This is a genomic window from Trichocoleus desertorum ATA4-8-CV12 (assembly GCA_019358975.1).
Taxonomy (GTDB): Bacteria; Cyanobacteriota; Cyanobacteriia; order FACHB-46; family FACHB-46; genus Trichocoleus; species Trichocoleus desertorum_A.
In genome coordinates, this window is sequence record JAHHIL010000015.1 from 71967 (window position 1) to 88541 (window position 16575).

10 protein-coding genes are annotated in these 16575 nt (G+C 51.2%); 6 read left to right on the top strand and 4 right to left on the bottom strand.

Annotation, left to right across the window (positions count from 1 at the left end; translation table 11 throughout):
* Positions 1–58: 58 nt before the first annotated feature.
* From KME12_13305 to KME12_13315, 3 genes are read right to left on the bottom strand one after another with little or no spacing between them, the layout of a single operon-like run.
* Positions 59–1021 carry a branched-chain amino acid ABC transporter permease gene (locus tag KME12_13305; GenBank protein MBW4488757.1) on the bottom strand — a complete coding sequence of 321 codons (963 nt, stop codon included), beginning with the start codon at positions 1019–1021 and terminating at the stop codon, positions 59–61.
* A gap of 2 nt (positions 1022–1023) precedes the next feature.
* Entirely contained in the window at positions 1024–1974 is a 951-nt protein-coding gene (locus KME12_13310; GenBank protein ID MBW4488758.1) for a branched-chain amino acid ABC transporter permease, read from the bottom strand.
* 21 nt (positions 1975–1995) lie between these two features.
* Entirely contained in the window at positions 1996–3219 is a 1224-nt protein-coding gene (locus KME12_13315; GenBank protein ID MBW4488759.1) for an ABC transporter substrate-binding protein, read from the bottom strand.
* Between the two features lie 388 nt (positions 3220–3607).
* Here KME12_13315 and KME12_13320 point away from each other — a divergent pair, with 388 nt between their 5' ends.
* Complete coding sequence (locus KME12_13320) at positions 3608–3979, top strand: hypothetical protein (protein ID MBW4488760.1); 372 nt, start codon at positions 3608–3610, stop codon at positions 3977–3979.
* 32 nt (positions 3980–4011) lie between these two features.
* Here KME12_13320 and KME12_13325 read toward each other — a convergent pair whose 3' ends face one another.
* Positions 4012–4728: a ComF family protein gene (locus tag KME12_13325; protein MBW4488761.1), complete on the bottom strand. Its 717-nt coding sequence runs from the start codon at positions 4726–4728 to the stop codon at positions 4012–4014.
* Between the two features lie 240 nt (positions 4729–4968).
* Here KME12_13325 and KME12_13330 point away from each other — a divergent pair, with 240 nt between their 5' ends.
* The 5 genes from KME12_13330 (at position 4969) to KME12_13350 (ending at position 16489) form a co-directional block, all read left to right on the top strand.
* Complete coding sequence (locus KME12_13330) at positions 4969–8058, top strand: PAS domain S-box protein (protein MBW4488762.1); 3090 nt, start codon at positions 4969–4971, stop codon at positions 8056–8058.
* 3 nt (positions 8059–8061) lie between these two features.
* Positions 8062–10038 (top strand): CHASE3 domain-containing protein, encoded by a 1977-nt coding sequence (locus KME12_13335; GenBank protein MBW4488763.1) that lies wholly within the window; start codon positions 8062–8064, stop codon positions 10036–10038.
* Positions 10038–10481: a response regulator gene (locus KME12_13340; protein MBW4488764.1), complete on the top strand. Its 444-nt coding sequence runs from the start codon at positions 10038–10040 to the stop codon at positions 10479–10481. The genes KME12_13335 and KME12_13340 overlap by 1 nt, the downstream gene beginning before the upstream one ends.
* Positions 10482–10630: 149 nt before the next feature.
* On the top strand, positions 10631–13858 hold the full coding sequence (locus KME12_13345) for a response regulator (protein MBW4488765.1): 3228 nt from the start codon (positions 10631–10633) through the stop codon (positions 13856–13858).
* Positions 13859–13966: 108 nt separating this feature from the next.
* A complete protein-coding gene (locus tag KME12_13350; protein MBW4488766.1) occupies positions 13967–16489 on the top strand; it encodes a hypothetical protein in 2523 nt (840 codons plus the stop codon).
* Positions 16490–16575 lie beyond the last annotated feature (86 nt).

The following is a 16575-nucleotide window of genomic DNA, read 5'->3' on the forward strand; positions in this document are numbered from 1 at the left end:
GGTTGGCCTGAGAAGAGAGATTGATCATGGCTGCGATCGCCCTAGCACTTACACAAAATCACTTTCGCACCGCCGTTGGCACCATTTTTTTAGTGCGATCGCGCCGCTTAAACAGATCGGGAGTGACTAAACCCTGCGGGAAAAAGATCGTGCCGATGACGATCAGCAAACCGAAGATAATTAAGCGACCATCCCGCAGAAAACTAGCTAGCCAAAGCGGCAGATTCGGCGTATCCGCGATCGCCCGTAGCACTTCTGGTAGAGCGGTGAAAACCATGCCACCCAACACAGGCCCAGCAACGGTTCTAGAGCCACCAATCAACACAAACGTGAGATAGATAATACTGGCATCAAAGGTGCCCTGGCGAGCATTCCAAGTGTTAAGGAAGTGAGCACTCACTGCTCCAACCACTCCTGCCAAAATGGCTCCTAATGTAAAGGCCAAGACTTTGTAATAAGTGGGGTTAATCCCCATCGCGTCGGCTGCCAGTTCATCTTCGCGGATAGCAATCAGAGCGCGACCAATCCGAATATTTTCCAAGCGGTAGACAAAAAACATACTCAGGAGCAGCAAAGGCACCGCAATCCAGAGATATTCCAGCGGCGTCTGAAACGGCTGTGGGATGCCGAAAATACCCACTGCACCACCTGTGATTTCTAAGTTGAGAGCGAGGACACGCAGAATCTCTACAAAAGCAATGGTGGCGATCGCCAGGTAGATGCCTCGCAACCGCAAAGCTGGCACTCCGACCAAAACTCCCAGGACTCCAGACATCGCTCCTGCCACCACCATTTCTAGCAACAACAGCGGGATCGGAAAAGTCGCACCTGTAGAGGGAAACACTTTGGTAGAAAAAATTGCCGCGATGTATCCGCCTAAGGCATAGAACCCAGGACTGGCAAGGGATAGCTGTCCTGCCATCAGCGGTAAATAGAGAGACAGCCCCAACATCGCCCCCAACAGCATAGAGACCATCAGGAAACCGTAGGTCGTAAAGAAGTCAAAACCAGGATTAGACATGATTAAACCTTTTGCACAAAGGTACGCCCCAACAGACCTTGCGGTCGCACCAACAGCATCAGAAACAGAATGCCGAAAGCGGCAGCATCTTTATAAGCGGAGTAATCAGAGGGCACGAACGCTTCTACTAAGCCAATCACCAACCCCCCTAACACCGCCCCAGGGATGCTACCTAATCCACCCAGCACAATCACTGCCAATCCTTTGAGGCCAAAGCCAATGCCAAAGTAAGGCCCTGCGATGCCGACACTAGAGCCAACCAATGTGCCTGCCAGACCGCCTAAAAAACTACTGACGAAAAAGGTCAAGATGATAAAGCGATCGGGGTTGATGCCCAACAGACTCGCCGTGGTGGGGTCTTCTGCGACAGCTTTCATGGCTTTGCCGAACTTGGTGCGGTTAATCAAAAAAGTCAAGATCCCCAAAATCACCACAGAAACAGCAAAGATTATCACCTGTACGGTGCGAATCATGATCGGTTGGGCGGCAGTGCCAAAGTTAAGGGCTGCTGGCAAATCGCCATAGGTATTGTTGGGGAAGGTATAAATCTCTGCCCCAACTAGATACTGAATCAAGTTCACAATCACCACGGCCACGCCCAAGCTAGACACCACGGTGAGGAGTGGATCAGCCTGTCGTTGGCGGAGCGGTTGAAAAGCAATCCGCTCAACTGCGACACCCACCAAACCCGCCAAGCCACTGCCCAACAACAAGGCCAAAGCAAAGGGGAGTTGCACTGGGAGCGATGCATTTGCCAGCAGACCATTAAAGCCAAAGGCACCACCCATGAGGCTATAGGTGAAGTAAGCACCGAGGGTGAAAATAGCACCGTGGGCAAAGTTGATGATGCCTAAGATCGAAAAGATTAGGGTGTAGCCCAGAGCAAAAATGGCATAAACACTGCCGATCGATAGGCCATTCAAGAACTGCTGAAAGAACAGAGTAAAATTCATCGATTGCTCTGCTAGCTAAGCCTACTTGAGAAACACAAACTTGCCATTATTGCCATCCTCGTCCATTTTGATCTGGGCGACGTAGAACTCTTTCTGCACCACTTCTCCGTCCGGTGTGAAGGCAATCTCACCGAGCGGAGTTTCATATTTACCTGTCAAAACTTGCTGGTTCAAAGCAGTCCGCAATTCAGCGATCGCCCCTGGATTGGCTTTTGCCTGGTCTCCCATTTTCTCTAGAGCTTCGACAAAGACCTGCACCCCTGCAAACGCTTGAGCACTAAACTGAGGCGGCTCCTTCTTGTACTGATCTTGATAAGCCTTGCGGAACGCCGCATTCACCTCACCCGAATGCTCTGGGCTATAAGCTTGAGCAATCACAATGCCATCACAGAGAGCCTTGCAAACGGAAAAAAGGTTGGAGGTGTTGAGACCATTCCCCCCAACGATCACGCCTTTGTAACCCAGCTCGCGCAACTGCCGTACTAAGTTACCGCCATCCGCAGCCAAACCAGAAATAATCACCAAATCTGGTTTGAGATTCAGAGCATTGGTCACCTGGGTCTGAAAGTCGGTATCTGTAGTTTGGAACTTTTGCACCGTTACGAGATCCAGGTTTTGGTCTTTTACGGTCTGTTGAAACGTCTCCGTCTCCGATTTACTGAAGGCATCGTTTTGAGCGTAGAAAACCGCCACCTTCTTGATTTGAGGGTTCAACTTTAAGACCGCTTTGACTGCATTCGGAGCCACCACCGAGATCGGGGCCGAGACTCTAGCGATGTAATCCCCAATTTGCGGCACGCCTTTCGCAGTATTAGAAGGGCCAAGAACCGGAACTTTGGCCCGCTCTGCCACCGGATCGGCTCCAAAGGCTTGCTGCGACAGCGTGGGTCCGACAATGCCTACTACTTTGTCTCGGGTGATCAAGGTTTGGAAGGCATTAATTGCCCCTGCTTCATCTCCGGTTGTGTCTTGAAACACGAGTTTGATTGGGGTGCCGTTGATGCCACCTTGATCATTGAAATACTTCTCAGCAATCTTGGCTCCTGTGACTTGCTCTTGCCCTAACAAAGAAACAGGGCCAGTTTGGGCTACAGCAATGCCAATGGGAATCGGAGCCCCTGAGCCTGAGGTGGTTACGTTGGTGGTATTGTTGGCTGCTGTATTCGTGGAATTGGGGCTACAAGCTCCCAGAAATAAACTACCCGTGACTAATAAAGAAGATGTATAAGCAGCAAATTTTTTCATGGCTGAACAACAGGGGAATCTAACGCTTACTTAAGAGCCGAGTTGGTTTTTTTAGGGCAGGCTCAGGGGTAGACACAGAGAAGTTTACATTTTCTCTATCATCCCATGAGGGGGCAATCAAGCAGCATCGACTTGGACTGTTTAGCTGAGTACAATCTAGGTCAGGCACTTACCTACTCTGAGCATCATCGCTTGCTCCTATCTTTAAAGAGCCAGGGTCACTGCATTCAATTAATCTGAAAACAATTAGAATGATTTCTATAAATCAAACAGGGCTTGGTAAAATTTTTGAAATTAGCAATTACTCCTTAACCAAGCATTAATTTGAGAATGTGGTTTTAAGAGTGACCAAAGAGAGTTTCAGCGCTAAAGTCTAGCTGAGGTCTAGATGAATATTTCCGAACAACTCAGCCAACAGCGAGTTAAACATATCGTCAATAGTTATCACTTGGATGTCGAGCCAACCGACCCAATCGATGATTTTGATGATTACTTGGCAGATCTGCTACGCGTTTACCCAACTCCTCTAATTGAACTGGCTTTAGTGGAGACATTGGTAGATCACTGGGTAACAGTGCCTTTGGTGAGAGGATTTCGGTTTTTGCTGCAAGCGCACCAAAAGCTCAAGACCTGGGAGCAGCACCCGATTGTAAGTACCCTGACACCGGAACAGTTTCAGCAGATTGCGGGATTAGACCCCAGCCCGATCTTTGGCCCTGCCCAACCTAAGCGGATGCAGCCCCCTGTTTACCCCTCATAGCGCTGACTCGAAATAATCAGCTAAACCAGACTCTAGTACTGGGCTTGAGCGATCGCGACGACTCCACAAACCGTTATCCCATGCGCTCGCAGTACTTGGGCGGCTGACTGCACGGTTGCTCCAGTGGTATAGATGTCATCAAGTAACAACACCGATCGCTGGGGCTGACTTCGCCAAGCTGACGGGTTGAGGGCAAAGGCGGCTGCTAAGTTTTCGGCTCTGGCTACCTGGGATAACCCAAATTGAGCTTCTGTGGCTCGCAATCGTACCAAGCCCTGCCGCTGTAAGGGCAAGCCTGTCTGGTCACAAAAGCTCTGAGCTAAGAGTTCTGCTTGGTTGTAACCACGCTGTTTCAGCTTTTCGGCATGGAGGGGAATCGGCACGACCACAGGCCAAGAAGTTGCTGAAGCTGGGTGTGTGAAAGCCTTGGGCCCCTGATGCAGCCAAGCTTGCCCCAGCCATTGCCCTAGAGGGCGCGCCACCTTTGGTTGATGGTCGTACTTCAGGCAAGCCAGCGCTCGTTTCAGCGTCCCACCATACTTACCCCAAGCAAACAAGGGCAGTTGATCTAGCCGTTGATCTTGATGTTCATTTTGCCAATGGGCTGCTGGATCAGGCAGACAGCCGCGTTGCAATTGGCGATCGCAGTCGAGGCAGAAGGTGTTAGCCGTCGAGCGTTGGCATAACGGGCAAGGCGACTCCAGTAATAGGTCAAACCAATTTTTCAGCGAATCAGTCCAGTTGCGCATCTATTCAGTCCGCTGTGGCTTTATGTGCGTTCGTCTGAGTCAAAAAGCTTAAAAACCTTTCAATTTAGGCTACACAATTCTGCTTGAAGTCTATCCTTGGGCAGAGAAGAATTAGCAGCGAAAGGTTTCTTAGAGTCGTTGTTGAATTTTGCTGGATCAGAGTAGATAGAGAGGCTGCAACTTCAGAGCTGAGCTTTGGCTCTGGGTTCGTTGATCTGTTGATACTCAAGGGTTGGTTGAATGACGGCGAGGTACACGGTTTCACAACGTTATGGCATCGCTACATTTACAGTTGCGATCGCCTTGGTGCTTACCTGTTTGCTACAACCGTTACTCACTTACACGCCTGCATTAATGTTTTTTGTAGCTGTTGTGCTCAACACCTGGTACAGCGGTGCAGGCACTGGCTTTTGGGCTGCATTTTTGTCAGCTTTGGCCTTTGAGTTTTTTATTGCCCCACCCCGCTTCGAGCTGGTTGTGGACGAGATCGATCTACTCCGCTTGGGCGCTTGGATTGCTACGGTTGTAGGCACTAATTCTCTCCATCACACACTTTGGGTCGCTCGGCGGCAAGCTCATGTCAGAGGGTTGAGGTTATGGGAAAACCGCGAAAAACTGAGTCTCGCGATCGAAGCGGCCCAAATAGGTACCTGGGAGTGGGATATCTGGACAGGTAAAGTGAGTTGGTCGAGACAACATGAGCGGCTGTTTGGTCTGTCTGCCGATGCCTTTCCGGGGACAGTGAGCGCTTTTTTGGCTTGTGTGCATCCAGAAGATCGCGAACGAGTCGCCCAATCTCTGGAGTTGGTGCAAGCCTCTAGAACTGACTATAGTCAGGAGTTCCGTATTATCTGGCCTGATGGTACCGTGCATTGGATTGTCGGTCAGGGGCGGTTTCTGCAAGACGAAATTAGTCAACCGATTCGCATGTTGGGTACGGTCTTGGACGTGACGGAACGCAAACAAGCCGAGGAAGTGTTGCGGCAGTCGCACGACCAATTGGAACGCTTAGTAGAAGAACGGACCCTCGCTCTGACTCAAGCCAATGTGATTTTGCAACAAGAAATTGCCGAACGCCAGCAAGCACAGGAAGCTCTGTATCGGCGGGAGCAAGAATCTAAAGCGCTGCTAGACAACACCCCAGACGTGATTATTCGCTGCGATCGCGCGTTTCGGTATGTCTATGTCAATCCTGCGGTGGAGCGGATCACCGGATTGCCTGCCACTTTCTTCTTGGGTCGCACCAGTCACCAACAGGGATTGCCAGAGTCACTCTGTCAAACTTGGGATGCCACAATGCAGCGCATGTTTATCACTGGGCAGGAGCAAACGGTGGAATTTGAAGCTCCGAGCTGTCAAGGATGCCGCAGCTATCAATCACGGGTGGTGCCAGAGTTAGACGCTGAGGGTAATGTGCAATATGCCTTAATTGTGAGTCGGGATGTGACAGCTCTCAAGCAAGCGGAAGCAGAACGCTGGCAGTTGATCCAAGAGCAGGCCGCACGAGCAGAAGCAGAAGCCGCTCAACGACGAGATGCTTTTTTGGCGAAGATGAGTGCTCAATTGGCAGCATCTTTTGAATACGAAACCACTTTGCAGCAAGTAGCCGAGCTGATCGTCCCGGAGTTGGCAGACTACTGCATCATCTATAGCCATGAAGAAGGGACAGACCTGATTCAGCGAGTGGCAGCGGCGCATATTGATCCGGGGCAGGCCGAGCAGTTACTGGCTATGAATCAAGCTTACCCGCTGTATCTGCAATCTGAGATTCCGGTGGCTGAGGTGATCCGAACCGGACAAGCGACTTATCAAACCGACGTAGCTGACACCTTTTTTCGGCAATTACCCGCTAGTAGTGCTCATATCACAGCTATAGAAACGCTGGCGACTCAGTCTTATTTGATTCAGCCGCTTTTAGCTCGCGATCGCATTTTGGGCGCGATCTTGCTGGCTACGACGGTATCAGAGCGACGGTATGGCCTAGAAGATTTTGGCCTTGTGGCCGAAGCCGCCCATCGAGCCGCGATCGCGATTGATAATGTTCGCCTGTATCAGAAAGCCCAGCAAGCGAGAGCCGCCAGTGAAGCCGCCCGCCGCACCGCAGAAGCAGCCAATCGGATGAAGGATGAGTTTCTCGCCACCCTTTCTCACGAGTTACGCACCCCTCTCAATTCCATTTTGGGTTGGTCTCGGTTATTAACCAACCGTCAAATGGATGCGGCTACTACCACCCGCGCCCTAGAAACGATTGAGCGCAATGCCAAGCTACAGGCCCAACTGATCGAGGATATTTTGGATGTTTCGCGCATTATTTGCGGCAAATTACGCCTCAATCTCTGCCCAACTAAGTTGGAGACGGTGATTCAAGCCGCGATCGATGCAGTTCGCCCTGCTGCTGAGGCCAAATCGCTCCATCTCTCCTATTGCTGTACCCCTGCCTTGGAGCGCGTCTTGGTTGATCCAGATCGGATGCAGCAAGTGGTATGGAATTTGCTCTCCAATGCGGTCAAGTTCACGCCAGCAGGGGGGCGCGTGGAGGTACAGATGTTGCAGGTGGAGCAGCAGCCAATGCCAGGGAACCTCCCCCAGTCAGGCTTGGCGGAGGAGATGCTAGCTGCACCCGCTGGATCTTATGCCGAAATTCGAGTCAGTGATACAGGCGTCGGGATTGTTCCGGAGTTTCTCCCCCATGTATTTGATCGCTTTCGGCAAGCGGACAGCACCACCACGCGATCGCAAGGAGGGTTAGGGTTGGGCCTCGCAATCATGCGTCACTTGGTCGAGCTACATGGTGGCACCGTTCACGTCACGAGTCCGGGTGAAGGTCAAGGCGCTACCTTCATGGTTCGGCTCCCTCTGATGAAGCGGCCCGACACCACTCAGCCAGAGAGCGCTCAGCAGTTGGATGCGATCGCTACAGGCTCGGAGCCAGCCTTAGAGGGGATGCAGGTTTTATTGCTGGATGATGAAGTAGATATCAGAGAGTTATTCACTGTCGTCTTGGAAGCTCAAGGAGCCAAAGTGACAGCTGTGGCTGCTGTGGATGAGGCACTGAACGCATTGCAACATTGCCAGCCTGATGTTCTGGTGAGTGATATTGCCATGCCAGAGCGAGACGGCTATGAATTTATTCAGCAAGTGCGGGCTAACCCCCATATGGGTAATATTCCGGCGATCGCGCTCACTGCCTATGCCCGCGAAGAAGACCAACAACGCTCCTTGGCGGCTGGATTTCAGATGCATTTGTCTAAGCCCGTAGAACCAACCACGCTCACCCGTGCGATCGCCAGCTTAGTCAGATCGAGCCATAGGATCAGACCGCCGCTATAGCCTATGTCCAAGATTCTGCATCGTCGCATCACTCTCTACTTTGCCCTCGGTCTTGCCGTTTTGGGGATTAATGTGGCGGTCTCGTACTACCACATCATTCGACTAGTTCATAACAATGCCTTAGTGACTCATTCTCAGGAAGTGATCATCACTTTAGAGAGAATGCTTTCGACCTTGAAAGATGCCGAAACTGGACAGCGAGGCTATCTCCTCACCGGATCATCTAGCTACCTGCAACCCTATAACAGCGCGATCGCCCAAATTTATCAACGAGTTGAGCAGTTGCAAACCTTGACCAGCGACAACGCGAGTCAGCAACAGCGGCTAGCGATTCTGCAACCGTTGATTAACGAAAAACTGAGAGAACTAGATCAAACCATTCAATTGCGGCAAACTCGCGGGTTGGCAGCAGCGAAACAAGTCGTTCTGTCTGATCGAGGCAAACGAGTGATGGATCAGATTCGGGGCATTGTGGCCCAGATGCAGCAAGAAGAGGAGGTGTTGTTAGAGTTGCGATCGCAGCAATCGAGCACTAGCATTCAGCAGACCACGCTTGCCCTCTCCCTGATTGCCATTTTGACCTTGCTGCTGCTGCTGGGAGTCTATGCCCTGATTACCCGTGACCTGACTCGGCGCAAACGCGCTGAAGCCGCCCTGCAACGTTCTGCTCAGCGACTCGCAATCTTGCATGATATTGACCGAGCCATCTTAGAAGCGCACTCATCAATAGAAATTGCCCAATCGGCGGTGGCTCGCCTGTGCTACTTGGTGCCCTGCCGCCAAGCTTTGGTATTGTGCTACCACTTTGACGCGGGGGAAGCGCAGGTTTTAGGCAACAGCAGCAATGGTCAAGCTTCACTAGCGGTTGGCGCTCGCTTGCCTTTGTCATCTGGTTTCTCCGATCCCGTTTTGCCTAACTTAGTGCTGACCAGTGGCGATGTCTCTACCAACGGGAGCCAGTCGCTCCCCACCACGACGGTCATTAAGGACAATGCTAGGCCAGTCAGCTTGAGCAATGGAGTTGACCTGGGTGAAAATTGCGTGACATTGCCGCTCAGAAGTGAGAATACCGTGATTGGAGAGCTGAAACTGTTTGGTTCTCGCTTAGTCACCCTGACCCCAGAGCACCGAGAAATCACTCAAGAAGTGGCGAATCAATTAGCGATCGCCCTAGAGCAAGCCCAACTGCGCGAACGACTTCAGCAAAACGCCACCGAGCTAGAGTGCCGAGTTTTAGAACGCACCGCCCAACTCCAATCCGCCAACACCGAACTAGAAGCTTTTGGTTACTCGGTATCCCACGATTTACGGGCACCCCTGAGGGCCATGCAGGGCTTTACACAAGCTTTGATGGAAGATTACAACGACGTGTTAGATGGTGTCGGCCAGGACTACGCTCGGCGCATCAGTAAAGCAGCCCAGCGCATGGATGTTTTGATTGAAGATTTGCTGGCTTATAGTCGCTTAAGTCGAGCCGAGTTGGAACTAAAACCAATCGATCTTGACTCCCTGGTTAGTGAGGTGATCGCTCAGCTAGAACTCGAAATTCGCCAGCGCCAAGCCCAAATTATAGTAGTCAACCCGCTCCTGCCTGTGATCGCCCATCGTGTGACTTTAGTACAAGTGCTGACTAACCTGCTGATGAACGCGATCAAGTTTGTTGCTTCCGGGGTGCAACCCCAAATTAAGATTTGGGCCGAAGCACGACCAGAAGCACGACCAGAAGCGCCACCTCATCAGGTCAGGTTATGGGTTCAAGATAACGGCATCGGCATTGCTCCAGAGCATCAAGAACGTATTTTTCGGGTGTTTGAGCGTCTGCATGGTGTGGAGACTTACCCTGGGACTGGTATTGGTTTAGCTATTGTTCGCAAAGGGGTAGAACGGATGGGAGGGCAAGTAGGCGTTGAGTCTAACCCTAGTGTAGGCAGTCGGTTTTGGCTAGAGTTACCAAAGATAAACACAAGAGAACGACTATGATGCCAAGCATGCCAGGGGCTGTTTTGTTGGTCGAAGACGATCCAAATGATGTTTTGTTGATCCAACGGGCCTTTACTAAAGCCAATCTGCAAGTTCCCATGCAGGTGGTAGATAATGGTGAGGCTGCTGTGTTGTATTTAGCGGGAGCAGGAGATTATAGCGATCGCGATCAACATCCTCTGCCGATTCTAATCCTGCTTGACTTGAAGCTGCCCTGTCGTTCTGGACATGAAGTGCTAGCCTGGTTACGACAACAGCCGAGTCTCAGGCGCTTACCTGTTGTAGTGCTGACTTCCTCCCAAGAAATGGGCGACATCAATCGGGCCTATGATTTGGGAGCCAATTCTTATTTGGTGAAGCCAGTCGCGTTTAACGCTTTGACCGAGATTGTGAAAACGCTAGATCTCTATTGGATGAGCCTCAATCAAGCTCCAACGCTTTAACCCAGGCTTTAATCCAGCCTGAACTTTAGGAAGCACTACAGATGCTCTAAAGCGATCGCGGCGGTTAGGCTTGGTTCTTCTAATCCATTTAGAGTTTTTTTAGAATATTTTCCGGCAGAGCTTACGGTGGATTTTCAGCTAACAATTCCATGACCAGGATTCTGATTGTTGATGACAACCCTGACGATCGCCTCCTCGTGAAGCGAGAACTGAACCGTGAGTTTAGTGACTTCGAGCTTCAAGAAATTTCCACCCCTGTAGAATTGGCGCAAGCTTTAAATGCAGGTGATTTTGACCTAGTGATCACCGATTATCAATTGGGCTGGGACAATGGTGTGGCGATCGCCCAAGCCATCAAAGCTCGTTATCCCGACTGTCCGGTGATTATGTTCACCAACAGCGGCAACGAAGAAGTCGCAGTCGCGGCGATGAAAGCGGGTGTAGAAGACTATATCCTCAAGTCTCAGAAACACACCTTTCGGTTGGCGATCGCGGTGCATTCGGCCCTAGAACATGCGATCGAGCGTCGCAAATCAGCGCAACTCCAACAACAATTACAATCTTTGTTAGTGCGGCTCAATGTCGGCGTGTTTCGAGCCAACTTAGATGGGCATTTGCTCGAAAGTAACGCTGCTTTTCAAAAAATTCTCAAGTTACAGCATTCCATCGCCGACATCACGATTAATTGGCAAGAACTGTTTTGTCATAACGCCGATTATTTAGAATTTCAGGAATGGCTCCAAGCTAGCAACCCTTACTACGAGCGCCAAGTGCAGTTGTGCAGCAAAGATGGTAGCCGCATCTGGGCCTTGCTCAGCGCTACCTTAAGCCAAACTGGTGGCAGAACCTTTATCGATGGCCTCTTAGAAGACATTACGCCCTACAAACAAGCCGCGATCGTCCTAGAAGAAACGAATCAAACGCTGCAAGCTCTAATTCAAGCATCTCCCCTCGGTATTACCATGCTCGATCGCGAGGGGCGAGTGCAACTCTGGAACCCAGCGGCAGAGAAGATTTTTGGCTGGTCGGCAGCAGAAGTGTTAGGGCAACTGCTACCGAGCATTCCAGTTGATAAGCAAGAAGAGTTTCTACACAATCTACAAACCACCTTAGCAGGCAGTCTTCTAACCGGGTTTGAAACCTATCGCCGCCGCAAAGATGGTTCCTCGATTTTTATCGACTTATGGACTGCTGTTCTCAAAGACTCCCAGGGACAACCGCATAGTATTGTGTCGCTGATGTCGGATGTGTCCGATCGCAAACGGGCTGAGGTGGAACGGCTTAACCTGCTGGAGCGGGAGCAAATTGCTAGAGCATCGGCAGAGGCAGCGGAACAGCGCTTTCGGGATTTGGTGAATGGGCTGGATGCGATCGTCTGGGAAGCTGAGGCCCAAACCTGGCAATTTACTTTTGTGAGCCAACAAGCGGAAGCCATCGTCGGCTATCCGATTCAGCGTTGGCTGAGCGAGCCTGACTTCTGGCCGAGTTTGATCCACCCAGACGATCGCGATCGCGTCCTCCAGATTTGCCAAAGCGCGACTGCTACTAGCCAAAACCAAGATTTTGAATATCGGGCGATCGCGGCTGATGGTCGGGTGATGTGGTTGCGCGATATTGTCTACGTGGTCACCGATGCCTCCGGGCAAGCTCGACAACTTCGGGGCGTGATGGTAGACACCACCGAACGTAGACGTGCTGTCAGTGCTTTGCAGTTTTTAGCCGAAGCTAGCACCGTTTTGGTATCTTCCCTCGATTACGAAGCCACGCTCACCAGCATGGCCCAGCTCTGTGTTCCGACCCTAGCCGACTTTTGCACCATCGATATGGTGGAGGAGGGAGAAAACCTACACCGTCTAGCCACCGCTCATATAGACCCAGCCAAAGCTCAACTGATTCAAGAGCAGTTGCAGCAATATCCCCCCGATTTCACCAAACCCCATCCCGTTGTTACTGCCTTACGCAGCGGCAAATCGGTTTTAATTCCAGAACTGTCGCCCAAACTTTTGGCTGCTGTGGCTCATGATCCGAAACATCTGGCCCTGTTGCAAAGCTTAAATTGTCACTCTCTCATGTGTGTCCCTTTGGTAGCGCGCGACAGAGTCCTAGGGGTGATTTCCTTGGTTCGGGTTGACTCAAAGCGGGCTTATCAACCAGCCGATTTGGACTTAGCTGAAGATTTGGCTCGTCGAGCGACGGCAGCTGTAGACAATGCCCAGCTTTACCAAGCCGCCCAAACCGCTAATCGGATGAAGGATGAGTTCCTGGCGATCGTGTCTCATGAGTTGCGATCGCCCTTGAATGCCATTCTGGGTTGGTCTCGCCTTTTACGCAATCGCACCTTTGACACTACTACCACCGCTCGCGCTTTAGAAACCATTGAGCGCAATGCCAAGTTGCAAACTCAGTTAATTGAAGATTTGCTCGACGTGTCACGGGTGATGCGGGGCCAACTGAAGTTACACCTGCATCAATTGGATTTAGTCGCGGTCATCGAAGCCGCCTTTGATGCTGCTCGCCCTTCGCTCGAATCCAAATCTATTCAACTGCAACTCATCTTCGATCAGCCCAGCAGTCTCATTTTGGGAGATAGCGATCGCTTACAGCAGGTGATTTGGAATTTGCTCGCCAACGCCATTAAATTCACCCCAACAGGCGGGCAGATCACGGTTAGTCTCCGTCACGCCGAAAAATCTGTAGAGATTCAAGTCACAGACACGGGCCAAGGCATTAGCCCCACCTTTCTGCCGCATGTGTTTGATCACTTTCGTCAAGCCGACAGTACTACAACTCGCTCCTACGGAGGTTTGGGGTTAGGTCTGGCGATCGTGCGGCATCTGGTCGAGCTACATGGAGGCCAAGTCAGAGCGGCAAGCCCCGGTGTGGGCCAAGGAGCTACTTTTACGGTCACCTTACCGCGCAACCTCCCCGCTACTGCCGAGTCAGACCTCATTCTAAGGCAATCGGCTGAAACCGTTGGCTCCCTGACTTCTAGCCCCAGTCTGTCGGGTTTGCGAATCTTGCTGGTAGATGATGATGCTGATACGCGAGAAGTTCTCACCACTGCGCTCGTGCAACAAGGTGCTGATGTGCAAGCTGTAAGCTCTAGCCGCGAGGCTTTGGCTGCTCAGTCCCAGTGGCAACCTCAAGTTTTAGTCAGCGACATCGGCATGCCCGACGAAGATGGTTACATCCTGATGCGACAGTGGCGAGTGGCAGAAAGAGAAGGAGAAGGTCGCCCTATCCCAGCGATCGCCCTAACAGCTTATGCTCAAGTGGAAGATCGTCAACAAGCCCTCGCTGCTGGATTTCAGCACCACCTATCTAAACCTGTGAATTTAGCAGAATTAATTAACTTGATTGCTAGCCTAGAAACATAGACTCGCAACCCTACAACTTGGCTGAGTCTGTAATCATTCCAATGAAGAGATAGGGAAAGGCAATCACTAGACTAAGATCGAGAGATTATTTTCAGCCCAGCACCACCTGTGCCTAGCCTGTACTGGTTGAATCAAATTCAACATCCGAGTCGTTTGTCGGTCGGCAACCAAGCCTTTTATCTGAGTCATCTCCTCCAGACTGGCTATCCTGTGTTGCCCAGTTTAGTTGTTCCCGCCCCAAGTTTCCAGGAGTTTATTGAATCTATCCAATGGCGAGAACCCTTTGCGGATATCGCTAGTTCTTCGTTGCACTTAAATGTAGACAACCCACAGCAACTGCAAGCGATCGCCCAGCACATTCGCCAAGAGATTACTACCACCGAACTCCCAGAGCGATGGCTAGAAGATCTGACAGAGGCTTTATCCCAGCTCCAGGAACAGCTACAGGCGACCACACTCATTTTGCAACCCTCGTTGGCCCTGAAACCACCTGGTGACAACCTACTCGCCCTAGAAGCCGCCGAGATTTTTGAGTCACATATTTGTCCAGCCAAACCAGAAGCCTTAGCGACAGGGCTGAAAAAAGTGTGGGCGGAGCTGTTTCGCGCCAAGAGTTTGTTGTACTGGAAACGGCTAGAAATTCCTTTAGAGCAAATTTGTTTAGCAGTGCTGATCCATCCGGTTTTACCTGCGATCGCTGCCGGAACGGTGCAAATCACTGACCACAATTTTTTGATTCAGTCTGCTTGGGGCTTAGAAACCGCGATCGCTTGGGGAGAAGCGACCCCAGATGTCTATGAAATAGATGCTGCCCAAGGCACTGTGCAAACCCAAACGCTTGGTAGCAAGACTTGTGCTCATACACTGCCCCAGCCACCCAGCTTTTTACCTTTTTTAGCCGACGCTAGTCAGACTTCTTTTCAACATCCCGATAGTTGTTTACAGGTGCATCTACTAGCTGAAGCCCAACAAAATCAATATGCCCTGCCTTCCTCAACGCTGCAATCACTGATTCAGCTTGCCCAGCGACTCAAAGCCGAGTTTAGTGCCACCTGCACCTTTAAATGGATGTTGGTTCAAGAAGCGACGGATATCTCCCCTAAACTGTATCTCACCCAAATCCACTTGCCAGTCCTGGAGCTAGCTCCAGCTACAGACTTGCTATCTACCTCTATCCCCGAAAAGGATATCCCCGAAAAGGATATACCTCCGCGATCGCAGACAGACACATTGACCCAGGAACCCCAATTGATCTTAAAAGGATTGGCGGCAGCTAGTGGGCAAGCGATCGCAGAAGCGTTGGTGATTGCCGAGACAGCCTTGCCTGACCAAATTCCTCCTGGTCGGATTTTAGTTGCCTCCAGCATTACTCCAGATTGGTTACCATTTCTCCACCAAGCTGCTGGATTGATTGCTGAACAGGGAGGTATGACGAGCCATGCCGCAATTCTGGCGCGAGAATTAGGCTTGCCTGCTATCGTTGGGGCGATCGCTGCCACCCATGTCATTCACTCCGGAGACTCCCTGCTCTTAGATGGTAGCCAAGGTGAGATTTATCGCCTAGTTGATTTCAGCTCCAGTCGCCACCCCACTGCTTCCCCCCTTCCCTTTGATCGAGCGACTACTCGACATCTTGAGGATGGCTCAATGAATCGCTCAGCCCCCGCCTTCCTCCCTGCTTCTAGTTCCACCGTAAGCGATCGTTTCTGGCCTGCGATCGCCACGCAACTGCTGGTGAATCTGAGTCAACTATCTTCGATTGAGCCAGTAAAAGCTCTACCTGTTGATGGTGTAGGGCTGCTTCGCGCCGAACTGATGCTGGTAGACGTTTTGGAACGTCAGCATCCCCTTTTGTGGTTGCAACAGGGACGACAACAAGAACTCGTAATGCGGATTGCAGCTCGAATTAGCCAATTTGCTAAAGCCTTTGCGCCCCGCCCCGTGTTTTATCGCTCACTCGATCTGCGCTCCCATGAGTTCCAGTCGCTAGAAGGTGGCAAGTTGATGCCCCCAGAAACGAACCCCATGCTGGGATTACGAGGAACATTTAGTTATTTGCTAGACTCCGCTCTATTTGAGCTAGAACTCACAGCCTTAGCGGAAGTGCAGCAGTCTGGGTGCAGCAATGTGCATTTGATGCTGCCGTTTGTCCGCACTGTAGAAGAGTTTTACTTTTGTCAGCAGCGGGTAGAGCAGATAGGCTTGACCCAGCAGGCTGAGTTTCAGCTGTGGATCATGGCAGAGGTGCCTTCGGTACTGTTTTTGCTGCCCGATTATGTGAAAGCAGGCGTCCAAGGAATTTCAATTGGCACTAATGACCTCACGCAACTCCTCCTGGGAGTCGATCGCGATCAATCAGAAATGGCTGCGGTTTTTAATGAAATGCATCCGGCAGTTCTACAGGCGATCGCGCAACTGATTCGGATGGCGCAACAAGCAGGTATCCCTTGCTCTATTTGTGGTCAAGCCCCAGCCCAATATCCCGATTTGGTCGATCACCTAGTGCGTTGGGGTATTACCTCTATTTCGGTTGATCCAGAGGCGATTGAACGCACCTATCGAGCGATCGCCCGTGCAGAACAAAGACTCTTACTAGCAGCGGCACGGCGACAGCTCGACTCGACTTCCTAGAGCTTCTGACCCGATCTAATGCTCTAGTTTGATGACAGTATTCTAGGCTACAAGCCAGATTACTTTAAAGAGGATTTTACTAAACA

Coding starts and splice junctions, on each gene's coding strand:
- KME12_13320 (MBW4488760.1), top strand. CDS start 3,608: ATGAATATTTCCGAACAACTCAGCCAACAGCGAGTTAAACATATCGTC.
- KME12_13335 (MBW4488763.1), top strand. CDS start 8,062: ATGTCCAAGATTCTGCATCGTCGCATCACTCTCTACTTTGCCCTCGGT.
- KME12_13315 (MBW4488759.1), bottom strand. CDS start 3,219: ATGAAAAAATTTGCTGCTTATACATCTTCTTTATTAGTCACGGGTAGT.
- KME12_13305 (MBW4488757.1), bottom strand. CDS start 1,021: ATGTCTAATCCTGGTTTTGACTTCTTTACGACCTACGGTTTCCTGATG.
- KME12_13330 (MBW4488762.1), top strand. CDS start 4,969: ATGACGGCGAGGTACACGGTTTCACAACGTTATGGCATCGCTACATTT.
- KME12_13345 (MBW4488765.1), top strand. CDS start 10,631: ATGACCAGGATTCTGATTGTTGATGACAACCCTGACGATCGCCTCCTC.
- KME12_13325 (MBW4488761.1), bottom strand. CDS start 4,728: ATGCGCAACTGGACTGATTCGCTGAAAAATTGGTTTGACCTATTACTG.
- KME12_13340 (MBW4488764.1), top strand. CDS start 10,038: ATGCCAAGCATGCCAGGGGCTGTTTTGTTGGTCGAAGACGATCCAAAT.
- KME12_13310 (MBW4488758.1), bottom strand. CDS start 1,974: ATGAATTTTACTCTGTTCTTTCAGCAGTTCTTGAATGGCCTATCGATC.